Source organism: Roseivivax isoporae LMG 25204, from assembly GCF_000521865.1.
Taxonomy (GTDB): Bacteria; Pseudomonadota; Alphaproteobacteria; order Rhodobacterales; family Rhodobacteraceae; genus Roseivivax; species Roseivivax isoporae.
In genome coordinates this window covers 224212-241288 of record NZ_JAME01000001.1, presented here as the reverse complement: position 1 = coordinate 241288, position 17077 = coordinate 224212, and the positions used below count along the sequence as shown (strand labels likewise).

Here is a 17077-nt window from a genome sequence, read left to right as displayed (position 1 = left end):
GTTCGAACTTTTCCTTTGCCATCGAATGGCCTCCTTCTCGTTGCGGGCGGCGGGGCGGGCCCCGCCCTACAGATTGTGGGTAGGGCGGGGTTCACCCCGCCGTCCCGATCAGGCGTACTGCTTCTGGATCTCGTCCGAGATGTTCTGCGGCACCGGGTCGTAATGGTCGAACTGCATCGTGAACTGCGCGCGGCCCGAGGACATCGAGCGCAGCGTGTTGATGTAGCCGAACATGTTCGCCAGCGGCACCATGGCGTTGATCGCCACCGCGTTGCCGCGCGGGTCCTGACCCGTCACCTGGCCGCGCCGCGACGTCAGGTCGCCGATCACGTTGCCGGTATATTCCTCCGGCGTGACCACCTCGACCTTCATCATGGGCTCGAGCAGCTGCGCGCCGGCCTTCTTGAGGCCTTCACGCATGCACATCCGCGACGCGATCTCGAAGGCGAGGACCGAGGAGTCCACATCGTGGAACTTGCCGTCCACGAGCGCCACCTTGAAGTCGATCACCGGGAAGCCCGCGAGCGGACCCGAGTCCATCACCGACTTGATGCCCTTCTCGACGCCCGGCACGTATTCCTTCGGAACCGAGCCGCCGACGATCCGGCTTTCGAACGAGTAGCCCTCGCCGGGCTCGGTCGGGCTGATCTCCAGCTTGACCTCGGCGAACTGGCCCGAACCACCCGACTGCTTCTTGTGGGTGTAGGTGTGCTCGATCTTCTGGCGGATGGTCTCGCGGTAGGCCACCTGCGGCGCACCGATGTTCGCCTCGACCTTGAACTCGCGCTTCAGCCGGTCGACGAGGATGTCGAGGTGAAGTTCGCCCATGCCCTTCATGATCGTCTGGCCCGATTCGAGGTCGGTCTCGACGCGGAAGGACGGATCCTCGGCGGCAAGCCGCTGCAGGCCCGCGGACATCTTCTCCTGGTCGGCCTTCGTCTTGGGCTCGACCGCGATCTCGATCACCGGCTCCGGGAAGGTCATCGTCTCGAGCACGACCGGCTTCTGCGGATCGCAGAGCGTGTCGCCCGTGGTCGTGTCCTTCAGGCCCGCGAGCGCGATGATGTCGCCCGAACCCGCCCAGTCGATCTCCTCGCGGGAGTTCGAGTGCATCATCATCATGCGGCCGATGCGCTCTTTCTTGCCCTTGGTGGAGTTCAGGACGCTGCCGCCCTTCTCCAGGAGGCCCGAATAGATGCGCGTGAACGTCAGCGAGCCGACGAACGGGTCGTTCATGATCTTGAACGCGAGGCCGGCGAAGGGCTCGGTGTCGCCCGGACGGCGCGCGATGTTGCGCTCCTCGGTCTCGTCATCGGGTGCGAAGCCCATGTAGGGCGGCACGTCGAGCGGACCCGGCAGGTAGTCGATCACCGCGTTCAGGAGGGGCTGCACGCCCTTGTTCTTGAACGCCGAGCCGGCCAGCACGGGAACGAAGGACATCGACAGCGTGCCCTTGCGGATCAGCGTGCGCAGCGTCGGCAGATCGGGCTCCTCGCCCTCGAGATAGGCCTCCATCGCCGCGTCGTCCTGCTCGACCGCGAGCTCGACGAGGTTCGAGCGGTACTCTTCCGCCTGATCCTTCATGTCGTCGCGGATCTCCTGGACGACCCAGGACGCGCCCAGGTCCTCGCCCTTCCAGACCCATTCCTTCATGGTCACAAGATCGACGATGCCCTCGAGCTTGTCCTCGGCCCCGATCGGCAGCTGGATCGGCGCCGGGATCGCCCCGGTGCGGTCCTTGATCATCTTGACGCAGTTGAAGAAGTCCGCGCCGATCTTGTCCATCTTGTTGACGAACACGATCCGCGGGACCTTGTAGCGGTCGGCCTGGCGCCAGACGGTCTCGGTCTGGGGCTCGACGCCCGCATTGGCGTCCAGCACGCAGATCGCGCCGTCGAGCACGGCCAGCGAACGCTCCACCTCGATGGTGAAGTCCACGTGGCCGGGGGTGTCGATGATGTTGAAGCGGAAGCGCGCCTCGTCCGGCGTGTCGCCGTAGATGCCGGTCGGGTTCTTGCCGTCCTCGGTGCGGAACCAGAAGGTCGTGGTCGCCGCCGAGGTGATGGTGATCCCGCGCTCCTGCTCCTGCTCCATCCAGTCCATGGTGGCGGCGCCGTCGTGGACTTCGCCGATCTTGTGCGACTTGCCGGTGTAGAACAGGATGCGCTCGGTGCAGGTGGTCTTGCCTGCATCGATATGCGCCATGATCCCGAAGTTCCGGTAGCGTTCCAGGGAATATTCGCGTGCCATTGGATTAGGTCCTCAGGGGGCTTAGCGGTTTGTCCGGCGCGTCGCGTCCGGCGGCGCGGGGGCGGCGGCTGCGCGCGCCCCCGTGCGGGCAATTACCAGCGGTAGTGGCTGAACGCCTTGTTGGCATCCGCCATCTTGTGGGTGTCCTCGCGCTTCTTCACCGCGGCACCACGCGAGTTCACCGCGTCCAGAAGCTCGCCCGCGAGGCGCTCCTCCATGGTGTTCTCGTTGCGCTTGCGGGAGGCGTCGATCAGCCAGCGGATGGCCAGCGCCTCGCGGCGTTCGGGACGCACCTCCACGGGGACCTGGTAGGTGGCACCACCGACGCGGCGCGAGCGGACCTCGACCGACGGCTTGATGTTGTCGAGCGCCTCGTGGAAGATTTCCACCGGCGCGCGCTTCACCTTGTTCTCGACGCGGTCGAGCGCATTGTAGACGATGCCTTCGGCGACCGACTTCTTGCCGTCCACCATCAGGTTGTTCATGAACTTCGTCAGGACCCGGTCGCCATACTTGGCGTCGGGCAGGATCTCGCGCTTCTCTGCGGCGTGACGACGGGACATCTCTCTCTATCCTCTTACTTCGGACGCTTCGCGCCGTACTTCGAGCGGCGCTGCTTGCGGTCCTTGACGCCCTGGGTGTCGAGCACGCCCCGCAGGATGTGGTAGCGGACGCCCGGAAGGTCCTTGACCCGGCCGCCGCGGATGAGCACGACGGAGTGCTCCTGCAGGTTGTGGCTCTCGCCAGGAATGTAGCTGATCACCTCGTAGCCGTTGGTCAGGCGCACCTTGGCGACCTTCCGCATGGCCGAGTTCGGCTTCTTCGGGGTGGTCGTGTAGACGCGCGTGCAGACCCCGCGCTTCTGCGGGCACTGCTCCAGGTGCATGGACTTGGAGCGCTTGACTTTGGGCTGCCGCGGCTTGCGGATCAGCTGCTGGATCGTTGGCATTTCAGGTCTCGTCCCCGTGACTCTCACATCTCGTGCTGCGACGGGCGGACGCCCCCCGCGGGTTCTTGCTTCGGCCGGCCCGCCTGTCGGCGGACGCCCGCTGCGTCGGTCGGCCCGCCGCCGGGCGTTCTGGCCTGCGATCCCTCCGACGACGCCTTGCGGCTGACATCCGCGCGACGCAAAAAGCCGCATGCGTTCCCGTCTCATGGGAACGACGCGGGGCTTCTCAGAGGATCGGGGCGCCTGGCGCCCGGATCGTGACCGCTTCGATTCTGCTGTCCGGGGCCGGAGGCAAAGCATGCGCCTTGCCCCGGTTCCGGGATGTGGCGGCGTATATGGGGAGTCGCGGGGGTTGTCAACAGCCCCCGCCCCGGGCCCGAGCGGCGCTGCGGACACGGTCGGCCGGTCCTCTGCCGCGCCCCCCTCCACATCGGGGCCCGGTCCGCGCCAGTATGGCCGGCGCGCGCAGGCCGGCGCGCGGGTCCGGAGGGAACGCATCATGCAGGTCATCGGCTTGTGCCGCTTTTCCTATCCGGCCGAGGGCGGGTTCCAGGTCGAGCACCGGACCCTCGCCGAACGGATGGCCTACCTCTACGCGCCCGGGCGGCTCGAGGAAAGGTTCCGCCAGTTCGAGACCGTGTGCCTGCCGGCCTTGCGCGCGCAGACCGATCCCGACTTCACCTTCCTGGTGCTCGTGGGCGAGAGCCTGCCCGCCCGGGCGCGCGACCGGCTGCACGATCTCACCGCCGGCATGCCGCAGGTGCGCATCGTCGCCCGCCCGCCCCTGCCCCACCGCAAGGTTTGCCGCGACGTGCTGAACGCCGCGCGCGATCGCCCCGACGCGCCCTGCCTGCAGTTCCGCCACGACGACGACGACGCGGTGGCGGTGACCTTCGTCGAGACGCTGCGCGAGGTGGCGGCGGATGCAGGCCGGCTCCTCGCGCGGCACCGGCTCGTGGGCCTCGACTGGAACCGCGGCTACGCGCTCCGCACCGACGCGCGGGGCCTCATGATCGACGAGATGGTGCGCCCCTATCTCGGCGTGGCGCAGGCCGTGGCGGTCGCGGGCGGGGTGCGGCAATCGATCATGAACTTCGCCCACAACAAGCTCGTGACGGCGATGCCCACCATCACCTTCACCGAGCATCCCGCCTATGTGCGCGGATACGGCGACTTCAACGATTCCCGGCAGAAGGCGCAGGTGGAGCCGGTGCGCCTGCGGCTCGCGGACGCGGCCGAGGAAGCGCTCTTCCGCGACCTCTTCGCCATCGACGCGGACCATGTGCGCCGGGTCTTCGCGGGCGCCTGAGACCGGTCAGCCGATGGGACGGCCCGCGGGCGTGGCGGTGCGGCGGCGCAGGCGCCGCTCCCGCGCCAGCGTGAAGACGCCCGATCCCGCGATCAGCGCCGCGCCGGCAAGCGTCAGGGCCTGCGGCCAGTCGCCGAAGACGAACCAGCCGAGCAGCAGCGCCCAGACGAGCCCCGTATAGCGGAAGGGCGCGATGGCGCCGACCTCGCCCGTGCGCATCACCAGGACGCTGAGGAGGTAGGCGAGGCTCACCAGCGCCGCCGCGCCCAGCACCATGGCGCCCGAGGCGGGCGTGAAGGGCTCCCAGCGCTCGCCGAGCGACAGGAGCGCGGCGAAGACCGTGACCGCCACCGAGGCCGCCAGCGTGACGAGGATCGCGGGCAGCTCCGCCGACATCCGCCGCACCACGAGGTCGCGCGCGGTCACGAAACCCACCGCGATCAGCGCATAGGTCGTGTAGGCGTCGAACCCCTCGGTCCCCGGCCGCACGATCAGCAGCATGCCGAGAAAGCCGAGGCCGATCGCGCTCCAGCGCCGCCAGCCGACCGGCTCGCCGAAGACCAGCGCCGCGGCGAGCGTCACCGTCAGCGGCAGCGTCTGCAGGAGCGCCATGACGTTAGCGAGCGGCATCTGCAGGAGCGCCGTCAGGTAGAACCACGCCGCGCCGACCTCGGCCGCGCTGCGGAACGCCACGAGGCCCGCGTCGCGCGCCGAGACCCGGGCGCGGAAGGCGCCCGTGGCCCAGGCGAGCGCGGCGAGCGCGAGGCTCGCCACCACGCCGCGGGTCGCGATGATCTGCATCAGCGGCAGGTCCGCGCCCGCCCGCTTGATGAGCGCGTCGTTGGCGGTGAAGGCCGCCATCGACACCATCATCAGGACGGCGCCGCGCGCATTGTCGGACAGCCTGCGCATGTCTCGGGCCCAGCCTTTCCTGCGGCGGCGCCGGAGCGCTGCCTTCCGCCCCTTCTTCTTGGCGGAAATATCCCGGGGAGCGCGAGGGGCAGGCCCCTCGCATCCGACCGACGCGGGGTGCGCGTCAGAAGGAATCGTGCTCCCGGTTGTGGTGGCCGCAGGCGCCGCAGATCGGGCTCTCGCGCCGTTCCTCGAAGCCGTGGCAGCCGCTCTTGACGCAGCCGCCGCGCCGGGGATTGTGCATGCGCCACGCGCTCCCGGGCTGACCGGGAACCGGCAGCCGCGTGTCGCGCGGCGGCACGTAGACGTAACCTGCGGGCATCCTTGCCTCCCTCGCCGATGCACCATGAGGAAGTGCGACGCTAGCATGTGCGTGCCGCTTCGCAAGCCCCGTCTCAGGCTTTCCCCGGGACGGGCGCTCTGCCATAGTGTGCGACCACAACACCCAAGAAACCGTGAAAGAGCAGCAGCCCATGGCCGAAGACCTCCTTTCGGGTGCCGAGCCCGGCGACTACGACGCCTCCTCGATCGAGGTGCTCGAAGGGCTCGAGCCCGTCCGCAAGCGCCCCGGCATGTATATCGGCGGCACCGACGAGCGCGCGCTGCACCACCTCGTGGCCGAGATCCTCGACAACTCGATGGACGAGGCGGTTGCGGGGCACGCGAACCGCATCGAGATCGAGCTGCACGGCGATTACTCGGTGTCGGTGCGCGACAACGGCCGCGGCATCCCCACCGACCCGCATCCGAAGTTTCCCGGCAAGTCAGCGCTCGAGGTGATCCTCTGCACGCTGCACGCGGGCGGCAAGTTCTCGGGCAAGGCCTACGAGACGAGCGGCGGCCTGCACGGCGTCGGCGCCTCGGTGGTGAACGCGCTTTCCGACACGATGGTGGTGCAGGTGGCGCGCAACCGCGAACTCGTGGAGCAGCGCTTCTCCCGCGGCAAGCCGCTCGGCCCGGTGGAGCGCGTTGGCCAGGCGCCGAACCGGCGCGGCACCACCGTGACCTTCCACGCCGACGAGGAGATCTTCGGCCACCACCGGTTCAAGCCCGCCCGGCTCTTCAAGATGGTGCGCTCCAAGGCCTACCTCTTCTCCGGGGTCGAGATCCGCTGGAAGTCCGCGATCGAGGACGGCGAGACGCCGACCGAGGCCACGTTCCACTTCCCCGGCGGGCTCTCGGACTACCTGTCCGAGACGCTGGGCGGCGCCACCACCTACGCGGCGCAGCCCTTTGCCGGCCGCGTCGAGTTCCGCGAGAAGTTCGACACCGCGGGCAAGGTCGAATGGGCGATCAACTGGACGCCCTCGCGCGACGGCTTCCTGCAATCCTACTGCAACACGGTGCCGACGCCCGAGGGCGGCACCCACGAGGCGGGGTTCTGGGCCGCGATCCTGAAGGGCATCCGCGCCTATGGCGAGCTGGTGAACAACCGCAAGGCCGCCAACATCACCCGCGAGGACTTGGTGACCGGCGGCTGCGCGCTGGTCTCCTGCTTCATCCGCGAGCCCGAATTCGTCGGCCAGACCAAGGACCGGCTCGCCACGGCCGAGGCCGCGCGGCTGGTCGAGGGCGCGGTGCGCGACCATTTCGACAACTGGCTCGCGTCGGACACGAAGTCCGCGGGCGCGATCCTCGACTTCCTCGTTCTGCGCGCCGAGGAACGGCTGCGCCGCAAGCAGGAGAAGGAGACCGCGCGCAAGTCGGCCACGAAGAAGCTGCGCCTGCCCGGCAAGCTCACCGACTGCACGCAGAAGACCCGCGAGGGCACCGAGATTTTCATCGTCGAGGGCGACTCGGCCGGCGGCTCGGCCAAGGGCGCGCGGTTCCGCGAGTTCCAGGCGCTCCTGCCGCTGCGGGGCAAGATCCTGAACGTTCTCGGCGCGGCCTCGGCGAAGCTCGGCCAGAACGCCGAGATCCGCGACCTCTGCGAAGCGCTCGGCGTCGGGCTCGGCACGCGCTTCAACCTCGACGACCTGCGCTACGAGAAGGTCATCATCATGACCGACGCGGACGTCGACGGCGCGCACATCGCCTCGCTGCTGATGACGTTCTTCTATTCGCAGATGCGCCCGCTCATCGACAACGGGCATCTCTACCTGGCCTGCCCGCCGCTTTACCGGCTGACCCAGGGGCCGAAGCGGCTCTACGTCGCCTCGGACGCGGACAAGGAGGCATGGATGGCCAAGGGCCTCGGCGGCAAGGGCAAGATCGACGTGCAGCGGTTCAAGGGCCTGGGCGAGATGGACGCCAAGGACCTGAAGGAGACCACCATGGATCCGGCGTCGCGGACGCTGATCCGGGTGACCATCGACGAGGACGAGCCCGGCGAGACCGGCGATCTCGTGGAGCGGCTCATGGGCAAGAAGCCCGAGCTGCGGTTCCAGTACATCCAGGAGAACGCGCGCTTCGTCGAGGAACTCGACGTCTGAGACATTGCAAGGGCTGACGGGCACGCGTTCACAATGTTGCGCGGGCCCCGGCGGCCCTTGCCCCGTGCCGCAGGCTTTGACACAACCTTTGCGTGCGGCGCGCAGCCCGCGCCCTGCACGCCTTCAAAGCACCGGCCCGGACACATGACACAGACTTCGCTTCGCCGCCTGCAGATCACCTGCTTCCTGCTCGTCCACGTCCCGCTGATCGCCGTAGTCGCCTTCGCGCTGGCGAGCGGGGTCGGGCGACATCTCGACGTGGTGATCGTCGCGTTCGCGGCCACGCTCGCCGCGGCGGCAGGGGTGTGGAAGCTGCAGGGCCGGGCGCTGGCGGGCGCGGCTCAGAAAAGCACGTAGAGCAACAGGACGAGCAGCGCGGCCTTCACGAGGAGCACCGCCGCGAGAAGCCCGCGGTTGCCCGGCGCGGCAAGCTCCGACCAGAGCGCCGGCAGCCGCGCGCGCCAGGCCGGGTCCGGCGTGCCGAAGAGCCGCGCCTCGATCCGCGCATAGACCCGGGCGGGCGGCACCTCGGCCGGCACCGGGTCGACGAGCGCCAGAAGCCGCTCCTCCCAGAACGCGAGGTCGGCGCGCAGGTCCGCATCGCCGGCCAGGTCGCGCTCGACGGCCCGCCGCTCGGCCGGGTCGAGGAGCCCGAGCACGTATTCCCCTGCCAGAACCGATTTGCGTTCCCGGTCCATCACACCGATCACCATTCCTCGTGCGAGTCTGCCCGAGAGCCGGGCACAGCACAATCGCGACGCGCGACCATCGCCGCGACCGGCCGGGGACGCCCCCGCGACGTCCGGTCGCCGGCGCGGGGCTTGCCAGCGGCGGGCGCTTCCGCTCCTATCCGCGTCATGCGCGCCCTCCTCTGCCTCGCCCTCGTCCTTCTCGCCGCCTGCGGCCGCCCGCTCACCGACAACGAGCGCGCCTTTGCCGCGGCGGTGCAGGGTCCCGACCTCAACACCGCGCGGGTGCGGTTCCATGACGGCCACTTCGCCGGCGCGATCACCTATACCCGGCCCATCCGTCCGCGCCTGACCTGTCAGGAACGGATATGGCCGCCCTCGCGCGGCGAGACCGTCACCGTGTCGCCCGGGGCGACCACGTTCTTCAACCGCGTCCTCTACCGCGAGGATCTCTACCGCGAGGATTTCCTCGCAGGCTATCCCGACACTGTCGACCTCGTGGACGCGATGCTCTTCGCGCACGAGATGACGCATGTCTGGCAATGGCAGAACAGGCGCGTGACGGGCTATCACCCGCTCCGCGCGGCGTTCGAGCACACGTCCTCCCCCGATCCCTACCTCTTCGATCCCGAGGGCACCGCGCGGTTCCTCGACCACGGTTACGAGCAGCAGGGCGCGATCGTCGAGGAATACGTGTGCTGCCGCCTGCTCGACCCCGAGGCGCCGCGCACGGCGCGGCTGCGCGAGATGATCGGTGCAGTGATGCCCATCGGCCGGCTCGAGGCGGCGATCGACCGGCCGAACGTGCGCGTGCCATGGCCCGAGGCGGACTTCGCGAACATCTGCGCCGCCCCCTCGCCCGAGGAGATGGCGCAGGCCGCGCAATAAAAAGCGGCGCCCGAAGGGGCGCCGCCACGGTCATCCTGTCGTCGTCACTTCTGGCGCGCGAGCCAGCCGTCGATCTCGCGCTCGGCCTCTTCCTTGGTGTGGCCGTAGCGTTCCTGGAGCTTGCCCGCCATCTTCTCGCGGTTGCCTTTGGCTTCCTGCAGGTCGTTGTCGGTCAGCTTGCCCCACTGCTCGCGCGCGGAGCCCATGAGCTGATCCCACTTGCCTTCGACTTGATCCCAGTTCATCTCGAATGCCTCCTGGCTGATCGTTACGCCTCCCAACGCGGCATTTCACGAAAGGTTGCCTCTCCGAGGATCGACAGGTGGCCCGTCGCCGGTCACGTTCCCGTCAAAAGGGAGGAGCCGATGATCCGACGCATGACATGCGCCTGCGCCCTCGCGGCGGCCGCGCTGGCCCCTGTCGCGGCGGCCGCGCAGGACACCGATCTGGAACTCGTGCTGCTGGCAGACGCCTCGGGGTCGATCGACAGCTCGGAGATCGCGCTGCAGCGCGAGGGCTACGCGCAGGCCATCACCGACCCCGAAGTGCTCGCCGCCATCGCCGGGACCGCCTACGGCTCGATCGCGGTGACCTACGTGGAATGGGCGGCGAGCACGGCACAGGTGGTTGACTGGACCGTCGTCGACGGCCCCGAGAGCGCCGAGGCCTTTGCCGCGGCGCTCGTGGACACGCCGCGCCGGGCCTACGGGCGCAACGCGATCGGCGGGGCGCTTCTCGACGCGCTTCGGCTGATCGAGACGAACGACATTGAGGGCTGGCGCAGGGTCATCGACTTCTCGGGCGATTCGGCGAATTCCTATTCCGGTCCGCCGGTGACCGAGGCGCGCGACCGCGTGGTCGCGGCGGGCGTCACCATCAACGGCCTGCCGATCCTGCGCCCCGACGATCCCGGCCGCGCGCAGGGCGGGCTCGAGGCGCTCTACGAGGAGCGCATCATCGGCGGCATGGGCGCCTTCGTCGTCACGGCCGCGGACCGCGACAGCTTTGCCGAGGCGGTGCGCCGCAAGCTGATCCTCGAGATCTCGGGCGAGATGCCCGACCCGGTGGCCGCGCTGCCACCGGGCCGCTGAGCGCCTCAGATCGGGCGCAGCGTGGCCGGATGGGCGCGGTCGGCGCAGGGCGTGCCGTCCTCGGGCACGGCCTCGGTCGCCACGACCGCACGGCCGAGCGCGGCACCGCGCCGCAGCGCGTCGCGCAGCTCGTCCGGCCAGGTCCCGCCGAGCACGGCCTGCCCCAGCGCGATGTCGTGCACGAGGCGGTCGAGCTCCACTTCGAGCTCGCCGAGGTCCATGACCTCCTTCAGCGCGGAGGCAAGCGCCGCGGCGGTCAGGGCGTGCGACTGCGCCGCGGAGGGGTGCAGCGGCCGACCCATGACGACGAGCGGCGGCAGGGTGAGCGTGTCGCGGATCGCGACCGGGCTCCAGCCGGTGCAGGGCTCGCCGTCGGGCCCCGGCATCGCCGCCGACAGCGGCGCCGAGGCGTTCATCGCGCCGATCCGCACCAGGAGCCGCGGCGCCCGCGCCGTCATGCGCCGCAGCACCGCGCCCATTAGGACGCCATCGGGCACCGCGTCCGCCGGCTCGCCCGCGTGCAGAAGCGTGAGGCGCGCGGCGATCTCGCCCGGACGGGCGCGGCGCGGCTGGTAGCGGTCGCACCGCCGCGCGGCACGGTCCGAGATCTCGCAGAGCAGCGCGAGGAGACCCCGCGCGGTGCCCGTCCGCAGGGCGACGCCGCGGTCGAGGAAATGCAGAGCCGCCCCCAGGAGCGCCTGTGCGGGCGCGTCCTCGGCCACCCGCGCGGCCAGCTCGGCGAGGCTGCGCGGCACGCCCGCCTGCCGGCCCTCGGGCAGCGCCCGCGCGCCGTGGTGCCGTTCGATCCAGCGCATCCACGCCGACACCGGCGCGCCCGCCTCGGGCCGAAGGGCCGCGTCGCCCGGCGCAACCGCCGGCGCCCCGCCGCGGAGCGCAGACCAGAGCACGGAGCGGCGATGGCTCGGGCCGCCGGTCAGCGCGCCGAGCATCGCGCGGCAGCATGGCCTGACCGCGGCCTCGGGCAGGAGTGCCGCCAGTTCCCGCTCGACCCCGTTCAGCGTGATGCGCGCCGCACCCTCGAAGCGCAGCTCGGAATGGCTGTCGTGCATCCACCGGAACGGCACGTCGCGGAGCACCGCGAGCCCGTAGAGCAGGCCCAGGTCCCGCGCCTCGGCCACGACATCGCGGTTCGCGGTGTCGAGCGCGAGGCCCGGCCCCACGGGACGCGGCAGCGGCGCGGGTCCATGGCCCGGCGCCATGACGCGGAAGGGATGGTCGAAATCCTCGAACGGCTGTGCAGACATGGCAAACCCCCTAGGTTCGATCCCGGAGCCGCGCGTTCTGCGCATCGGCCGGCCGGGCGGCTGGTCAGGACCGTGACGGAACGCAACCCAAATCGTTAACGGGACACTGCCAGAGCAGCGTGATCCGACCGTGATTCCGGCGCGAGCGATCCGTCATTCCTGCAGCCCTCGGGGTCTGGAAATCCTGCCCTGCCTGTCCCGCGTGCAGCGCCGCTTGACGCGGCCCGGGCCCGCGCGCTTCCCTGAGGCGCGACACATCCCACCGGAGGGGTTGCCCCATGCCGCTCGCCTGGTCCGCGCCGCAGAGCGCTGCGTTCCACGATGCCTATCTCGACTGGTCGCGCCTCCTGCGGCGGCGGCGCGACGCGCTGGTGCCCGAACCCGGCACGCGGAACTGGTTCGAGCCTGTGTTCCTTCGACTCGACCCGGGCGGAGACGCCGCGCGCGCGGCCCTGCGCGACATGGTGGCCGATCCGGCGCAGCCCGTGGTCATGGACGCGCACGAGGCCGCGCGCCTCGCGCGGCGCATCGCGGATCCGGCCTGGCTTGCCGGAGCGGCGGACGATTACGCGCTCTACCGCCGGTTCGGCACGCCCGATGCGCTGCTGACCCCGCTCGGCCGCATCCTCGACACGGGGAGCCTCGTCGACCTCGATCCCGACACGGGGGCCGAGGCGCCGCCGCTGCCCGGCCCTGCGGCGGACACGATCGGCGCCGACGGTCCTGTCGTCGCCGTGATCGACGACGGCATCGCCATGCTCAACCGGCGGTTCCGGCGCGCCCGGAGGGACGGCACGGAGCGCACGCGGTTCCACGCGGTCTGGCTGCAATCGGACGAGACGCTGCGGGGCGGCGCGCCCGGCATGCGGCAGGTGCGGACGGGCCAGGTGCTGGAGGCCGCCGACATCGACGCCCTGCTCGCCCGCGGGCCCGCGCTCGACGAGGCCGCGTGCTACGCGCGGCTCTCGGCGGCGCTGCACCGTCCGGGCGCGCACCGGCCGCTCGACTTCGGCGAGAGCCACGGAACCCACGTGACCGACCTCTGCGCCGGGGCCGATCCCTGCGACGCGGGCGATCCCGCGCGGGACTGGCCGCTCCTCGGGGTGCAGCTGCCCTCCGAGGCGGTGGAGGACACGTCGGGCACGCGGTTCGAGGGCTACATGGTGCAGGCACTGCGCTGGATCCTGATGCGCGCCCATGGCCTCGGCGCCGCGCGGCCGGTGATCGTGAACGTCTCGCTGGGGATGCTCGCCGGACCCAAGGACGGCACGCGCTTCGCCGAGGACCAGATGGCGTTCGAGGCCCGGCAATGGGAGGCGGCGACGGGCCAGCCGGTGCGGCTCGTCCTGTCCTTCGGCAACGACCGCCGGACGCGGCAGGTGGCGCGCCGGCCGCTCGGCCCCGGCGAGACCGCGACGTTCCCTTGGCGGGTGCAGCCCGGCGACCGGACGGCGAGCTATGTCGAGGTGATGACGGCGCCTGGCACGCCGTCGGACGCCCTCGTCCTCACGCTGACGGCGCCCGACGGGACCGCCCCGGACCCGGTCGCTCTGGCGCCGGGCACGCTGCGCACGCTCGACCGCGACGGCCGGCCGGTGGCGCGGCTCTACCACGTGCCCGACCGCGCGCGCGGCTCGGGACGGGTGCAGCGCGCGCACCACGTGATCGCGCTCGGCCCGACCGAGGCGCTGGTGCATGGCGAGCCGCAGGCGCCCTCGGGGGGCTGGACCATCGCCGTGACCAATGCCGGTCCGGCAGGGACGACCGTCGCGCTGCAGATCCAGCGCGGCGATTCGCTCGCCACCTACCGCCCGCGGGGGCGGCAATCCTATTTCGACGCGCCCGGCGCCGACGCCTGGGACCCCGAGACCCGCGACTGGCGCGGATTGTCCGCGGACGGCGCCGTGACGCGGGCCGGCACCCATTCGGAACTCGCGAGCGTGACCGCGCGGCAGGTCTACGCGGTCGGCGCCGCGCGGTGGCCCGGCCCCGGCGCGGTGCCCGCTCCGGCGGGCTACAGCGCCGAGGGCGCCGACTGGTCCGTGCCCGGCCCGCAGGTGGCCGGCACGGCCGAGGACGGCGTCGCGGCGCGGGGCGTGATCGCCGCGGGCACCCTGTCGGAGAGCGCGCGCCCCTTGAACGGCAGCAGCGCCGCGGCGGCGCGGGTCACCCGGGCGCTCGCGCTTTCGGCCGCACGCCTGCGGGCCGGCGCGCAGGGGCCGCATCTCGACGATCTCGACCCGGACCGCGTCGGACTGGTGCCCGTGCCCGCGCGGGACGCGCCGCGGCTCGGGCAGGCGCTTGTCGACCCTCGGGGCGGCGCGCGGCGACGTTTCGACCCCGCGCCGGGCGCGTGAGGCGCGGACCGCTCAGTGTTCCGCCGTCGCCTCGGCCCAGAGCGCGCGGAGCCAGCCCGGCACCGCGATCCCGGCAAGCGGCACGGTCTGCGTCGTGACCGGCCCGCAGCCGTCCCGCAGGAGGTCGTCGAGATCCTGCAGCGTGAAGTCGCCGGCATAGGCGCGGCCGTCGAAGCTGCGCGCCCGCGTCTCGGCGGCGCCATCGAGCAGGTTCACCAGCGCCTCGGCCAGCGTCATGCCGAGCACCGCGCCCGCGACGCTGTCGGTCGGGAAGTGCACGCCCGCGACGGTGCGGTTCGCCGCGATGCGCGCGGCGTGGCGGAAGAGCGGCGCACCCCGCGCCACCTCCCCGGCCGGATCGACGGGGGCGCCGGAAAAGAGCCGCGAGAGCAGCGTCGCCGTGGCGAAGGCCTCGGTGGCGTGGCCCGAGGGCCAGGATCCGTGGCCCGGCGTCTGGATGATCGGCTGCACTTCCCAGGCCATGGCGATGGGCCGCGCCACGTCGAAGGCGAGCTTGATCGGCATCTCGATCTCTGTGCAAAGCCGCAGCAGCGCCCCCGCCAGCGCATGGGTCCAGCGCGTGGCATCGGGGTGCATGTAGCCGACCGCCCCGTAGAACGACAGGATGTCCGAGGTCTGGACCTGGATCTCGGCCAGCCGGTCGATACGGAGGTCGGCATAGCTGCGCAGGTAGGGCAGCTGCGCCGTGGCGAGGAAATCGTCCTCCGGCCGGGTCAGCGTGACCACGCGGCGGCCGCCGAGGTCGAGCCCCGCGGTGGCTGACCGCGCGTCGCCCAGCCCGAGGTCGAGCGCGACGAGCGCCGACAACGCCCGGTCGAGCACCGCGCGGCGCGGGAAATCGTCGAGCGCACGCACCGCGTCCCAGGTCGGGCGCCCGGTCTTGTTCGGCACCCGGCTCGCCGCGCCGTCCCAGTAATGCATCGTGCCGTCGCGCGCGGCGGCGAGCGCGGTACTCAGGTAGGGGGATGCCGGCGATCCGGCATGCGCCTGGCCGCCCTGCCCGCCTTGTCCTCCCTGTCCGCCCTGGCCCCCTTGTCCGCCCTGGCCACCTTGGCCTCCCTGGCCACCGAAAATCGTCATGTCGCGCCCGTCATCGAAATGCCTACCGATCCTGCCAGAGCCGGACCGCCCGACAAAGCGTCAATGTCCGAAAACAGGGCGGTTCACGCTCGGATCACGCAGATTGTGGCAGTGCGGGTCGGCTGATATCGTTTACACTGCGGCGATCGGCGCGCGGGGGAGCACATGGCGCAGACGCAAACCGGACAGGCCGGCACCGGCATCGGCGCGCGGGACGACGTCTCGCGCCCCACGCTACGCATTTCCGTGACCGGCCCGCTTTCGGTGGTGACCTCCGACGGACGCGAGGTGACGCCGCCCGGCGCCAAGACGCAGGGACTGGTGGCGCTCCTCGCGCTGAGCCCCGGCCTCCGCCGCTCGCGGCGCTGGATCGAGGACAAGCTCTGGTCGGATTTCGGTCCCGAGCAGGCAAGCGCCAACCTCCGTCAGGCGCTGACCAAGCTGCGCGCGGCGTTCGGGCCCGCGGCGGACGCGGTCCGCGCCGACCGCACCAGCGTGGGCTTCGATCCCGAGCGCGTGACGGTGGCGACGCGCCTCCCGGCGGGACACGCGGCGCCCGGGCGCGACCTGCTCGAGGGGATCGACGTACGCGACGCCGAGTTCGAGGACTGGCTGCGCGGCGAGCGCGCCCGCCATGCCGCCGAGATCGAGGCCTCGCGCCCGGTGCGCGCGACGGGCGTCCTCATGAGCTGCCGGACCGAGGTGCACGACAGCACGCTGCAGGCGCTTTTCGGCGAGATCCTGTCGAACCAGATCGGCGAGAGCATCGCCGAGCAGGTGCGCGCCTGGCGCCGGTCGGGTCGCCATACCGGGACGCATGCAGGCGCGGCGCAGGAGGATCCGACGAGCGATCTCGAGATCGCCTGCGACCTTCTCGGCGGCAGCGACGGCGCGCGGGTCTACATCCGCATCGTGCACCTGCCCTCTGCGCGCATGCTGTATTCGAAGCTGCAGAAGCTCGACGATCCGCAGGACATCCTGTCGTCGAGCCCCGCCATCTCGGCGCTGGTGTTCGAGGCGGCCGACCGGGCGCTCGCCATGCTGCCGCAGGCGGTGGACCGCGCCCGCCCCGAGGCCCGCGCCACCGCCCTGTCGCGGCTGGCGCTCTACCGCATGTTCAGCTTCGAACCGGCGAGCCTGCGCGAGGCGGACGATCTGCTGACGCAGGCGCACGAGGCGGACGCGAACGGCGTCTATACCGCGTGGCGGAGCCTCATCCGCACCATCCAGATGATCGAACTGCTCGAACCCGACCCGCAGGCCCTGCGCGAGGAGATGGTCGAGCTGAACCGCCGCGCGCTCGAGGAGGGGCCGGACAACGCGCTGGTGCAGGCGCTCCTGAGCCAGGTCCGGGTGATGGCTCTCGGGGATGCCGCAGGCGGGCTCGACCTCGCGCGGCAATCGGTCGACCGTAACCCGACCTCGGCCTTCGGCTGGCTGTCGCTGTCGGTCAGCCGGATGCTCGCGGGGGACCAGACCGAGGCCATCGCGCTGTCGGCACGGGCGCGCGAGATCGCGCGCTTCTCGCCCTTCCGGCAATGGTGGGACCTCTATCACTGCATCGTCTGCGTCGCCTGCAACGCGCCCGCGGCGGCGATCGAGGCGGGCGAGGCCGCGGCCCGCGCCGCGCCGTCCTTCCGCCCGGCGCACCGGCACCTGCTCGCGCTCTACGCGCTCGAGGGACGGCTCGACAAGGCGGAGGAGACCGCGCGCAGGCTGGCCCGGATCGAGCCTGGCTTCACGCTCGACCGTTTCGTGAACGACGACACCTACCCGGTGCGGACCTTGCGCACGAAGGGCCTGCTCGAACCGGTGCGCGCGCTTCTCTGAGGGG

At 71.3% G+C, this 17077-nt stretch carries 16 protein-coding genes; 7 read left to right on the top strand and 9 right to left on the bottom strand.

Going from position 1 to position 17077, the window contains the following annotated elements:
* Window positions 1–108: 108 nt before the first annotated feature.
* From fusA to rpsL, 3 genes are all read right to left on the bottom strand, one after another.
* Window positions 109–2250 (bottom strand): elongation factor G, encoded by a 2142-nt coding sequence (fusA, locus tag RISW2_RS01120; RefSeq protein ID WP_043765397.1) that lies wholly within the window; start codon window positions 2248–2250, stop codon window positions 109–111.
* Between the two features lie 92 nt (window positions 2251–2342).
* Window positions 2343–2813, bottom strand: a complete 471-nt coding sequence (gene rpsG, locus RISW2_RS01115) for a 30S ribosomal protein S7 (RefSeq protein ID WP_043765395.1) — start codon at window positions 2811–2813, stop codon at window positions 2343–2345.
* Between the two features lie 14 nt (window positions 2814–2827).
* Window positions 2828–3199, bottom strand: coding sequence for a 30S ribosomal protein S12 (gene rpsL, locus RISW2_RS01110; RefSeq protein ID WP_005980675.1), 372 nt, complete (start codon window positions 3197–3199; stop codon window positions 2828–2830).
* A 499-nt stretch (window positions 3200–3698) separates the two neighbouring features.
* Between rpsL and RISW2_RS01105 the strand changes: the two genes are divergently transcribed.
* Entirely contained in the window at window positions 3699–4508 is an 810-nt protein-coding gene (locus tag RISW2_RS01105; RefSeq protein WP_043765391.1) for a putative rhamnosyl transferase, read from the top strand.
* Between the two features lie 6 nt (window positions 4509–4514).
* Here RISW2_RS01105 and RISW2_RS01100 read toward each other — a convergent pair whose 3' ends face one another.
* Together RISW2_RS01100 and RISW2_RS01095 are read right to left on the bottom strand one after the other, a co-directional pair.
* Complete coding sequence (locus RISW2_RS01100) at window positions 4515–5420, bottom strand: DMT family transporter (RefSeq protein ID WP_043765389.1); 906 nt, start codon at window positions 5418–5420, stop codon at window positions 4515–4517.
* Between the two features lie 124 nt (window positions 5421–5544).
* On the bottom strand, window positions 5545–5742 hold the full coding sequence (locus RISW2_RS01095; RefSeq protein WP_043765387.1) for a hypothetical protein: 198 nt from the start codon (window positions 5740–5742) through the stop codon (window positions 5545–5547).
* Window positions 5743–5893: 151 nt separating this feature from the next.
* Between RISW2_RS01095 and parE the strand changes: the two genes are divergently transcribed.
* Together parE and RISW2_RS01085 are read left to right on the top strand one after the other, a co-directional pair.
* Window positions 5894–7852: a DNA topoisomerase IV subunit B gene (parE, locus tag RISW2_RS01090; RefSeq protein WP_043765385.1), complete on the top strand. Its 1959-nt coding sequence runs from the start codon at window positions 5894–5896 to the stop codon at window positions 7850–7852.
* 144 nt (window positions 7853–7996) lie between these two features.
* Complete coding sequence (locus RISW2_RS01085) at window positions 7997–8209, top strand: hypothetical protein (RefSeq protein WP_043765383.1); 213 nt, start codon at window positions 7997–7999, stop codon at window positions 8207–8209.
* Here the strand turns inward: RISW2_RS01085 and RISW2_RS01080 are convergent.
* Entirely contained in the window at window positions 8194–8550 is a 357-nt protein-coding gene (locus RISW2_RS01080; RefSeq protein ID WP_156943745.1) for a hypothetical protein, read from the bottom strand. The genes RISW2_RS01085 and RISW2_RS01080 overlap by 16 nt on opposite strands.
* Window positions 8551–8709: 159 nt before the next feature.
* Here RISW2_RS01080 and RISW2_RS01075 point away from each other — a divergent pair, with 159 nt between their 5' ends.
* Window positions 8710–9429, top strand: a complete 720-nt coding sequence (locus RISW2_RS01075) for a hypothetical protein (RefSeq protein WP_051491717.1) — start codon at window positions 8710–8712, stop codon at window positions 9427–9429.
* A 44-nt stretch (window positions 9430–9473) separates the two neighbouring features.
* On the opposite strand, the gene RISW2_RS01070 is transcribed toward RISW2_RS01075, so the two are convergent.
* Window positions 9474–9674 carry a CsbD family protein gene (locus RISW2_RS01070; RefSeq protein ID WP_043765381.1) on the bottom strand — a complete coding sequence of 67 codons (201 nt, stop codon included), beginning with the start codon at window positions 9672–9674 and terminating at the stop codon, window positions 9474–9476.
* 120 nt (window positions 9675–9794) lie between these two features.
* On the opposite strand from RISW2_RS01070, the gene RISW2_RS01065 reads away from it, so the two are divergent.
* A complete protein-coding gene (locus tag RISW2_RS01065; protein WP_244437483.1) occupies window positions 9795–10520 on the top strand; it encodes a DUF1194 domain-containing protein in 726 nt (241 codons plus the stop codon).
* Window positions 10521–10525: 5 nt separating this feature from the next.
* Here RISW2_RS01065 and RISW2_RS01060 read toward each other — a convergent pair whose 3' ends face one another.
* Window positions 10526–11785 (bottom strand): hypothetical protein, encoded by a 1260-nt coding sequence (locus RISW2_RS01060; RefSeq protein WP_043765379.1) that lies wholly within the window; start codon window positions 11783–11785, stop codon window positions 10526–10528.
* Between the two features lie 278 nt (window positions 11786–12063).
* Here RISW2_RS01060 and RISW2_RS01055 point away from each other — a divergent pair, with 278 nt between their 5' ends.
* A complete protein-coding gene (locus RISW2_RS01055) occupies window positions 12064–14142 on the top strand; it encodes a S8 family serine peptidase (RefSeq protein WP_051491715.1) in 2079 nt (692 codons plus the stop codon).
* A gap of 12 nt (window positions 14143–14154) precedes the next feature.
* On the opposite strand, the gene RISW2_RS01050 is transcribed toward RISW2_RS01055, so the two are convergent.
* Window positions 14155–15243 (bottom strand): phosphatase PAP2 family protein, encoded by a 1089-nt coding sequence (locus RISW2_RS01050; protein ID WP_043765376.1) that lies wholly within the window; start codon window positions 15241–15243, stop codon window positions 14155–14157.
* 165 nt (window positions 15244–15408) lie between these two features.
* Between RISW2_RS01050 and RISW2_RS01045 the strand changes: the two genes are divergently transcribed.
* A complete protein-coding gene (locus RISW2_RS01045) occupies window positions 15409–17073 on the top strand; it encodes an AfsR/SARP family transcriptional regulator (RefSeq protein ID WP_051491714.1) in 1665 nt (554 codons plus the stop codon).
* The last annotated feature ends 4 nt before the right edge of the window (window positions 17074–17077 follow it).

Bases quoted from the DNA above. Each gene is read 5' to 3' on its own strand.
- fusA (WP_043765397.1), bottom strand. From the start codon at position 2,250: ATGGCACGCGAATATTCCCTGGAACGCTACCGGAACTTCGGGATCATG.
- rpsG (WP_043765395.1), bottom strand. From the start codon at position 2,813: ATGTCCCGTCGTCACGCCGCAGAGAAGCGCGAGATCCTGCCCGACGCC.
- rpsL (WP_005980675.1), bottom strand. From the start codon at position 3,199: ATGCCAACGATCCAGCAGCTGATCCGCAAGCCGCGGCAGCCCAAAGTC.
- RISW2_RS01105 (WP_043765391.1), top strand. From the start codon at position 3,699: ATGCAGGTCATCGGCTTGTGCCGCTTTTCCTATCCGGCCGAGGGCGGG.
- RISW2_RS01100 (WP_043765389.1), bottom strand. From the start codon at position 5,420: ATGCGCAGGCTGTCCGACAATGCGCGCGGCGCCGTCCTGATGATGGTG.
- RISW2_RS01095 (WP_043765387.1), bottom strand. From the start codon at position 5,742: ATGCCCGCAGGTTACGTCTACGTGCCGCCGCGCGACACGCGGCTGCCG.
- parE (WP_043765385.1), top strand. From the start codon at position 5,894: ATGGCCGAAGACCTCCTTTCGGGTGCCGAGCCCGGCGACTACGACGCC.
- RISW2_RS01085 (WP_043765383.1), top strand. From the start codon at position 7,997: ATGACACAGACTTCGCTTCGCCGCCTGCAGATCACCTGCTTCCTGCTC.
- RISW2_RS01080 (WP_156943745.1), bottom strand. From the start codon at position 8,550: ATGGACCGGGAACGCAAATCGGTTCTGGCAGGGGAATACGTGCTCGGG.
- RISW2_RS01075 (WP_051491717.1), top strand. From the start codon at position 8,710: ATGCGCGCCCTCCTCTGCCTCGCCCTCGTCCTTCTCGCCGCCTGCGGC.
- RISW2_RS01070 (WP_043765381.1), bottom strand. From the start codon at position 9,674: ATGAACTGGGATCAAGTCGAAGGCAAGTGGGATCAGCTCATGGGCTCC.
- RISW2_RS01065 (WP_244437483.1), top strand. From the start codon at position 9,795: ATGATCCGACGCATGACATGCGCCTGCGCCCTCGCGGCGGCCGCGCTG.
- RISW2_RS01060 (WP_043765379.1), bottom strand. From the start codon at position 11,785: ATGTCTGCACAGCCGTTCGAGGATTTCGACCATCCCTTCCGCGTCATG.
- RISW2_RS01055 (WP_051491715.1), top strand. From the start codon at position 12,064: ATGCCGCTCGCCTGGTCCGCGCCGCAGAGCGCTGCGTTCCACGATGCC.
- RISW2_RS01050 (WP_043765376.1), bottom strand. From the start codon at position 15,243: ATGACGATTTTCGGTGGCCAGGGAGGCCAAGGTGGCCAGGGCGGACAA.
- RISW2_RS01045 (WP_051491714.1), top strand. From the start codon at position 15,409: ATGGCGCAGACGCAAACCGGACAGGCCGGCACCGGCATCGGCGCGCGG.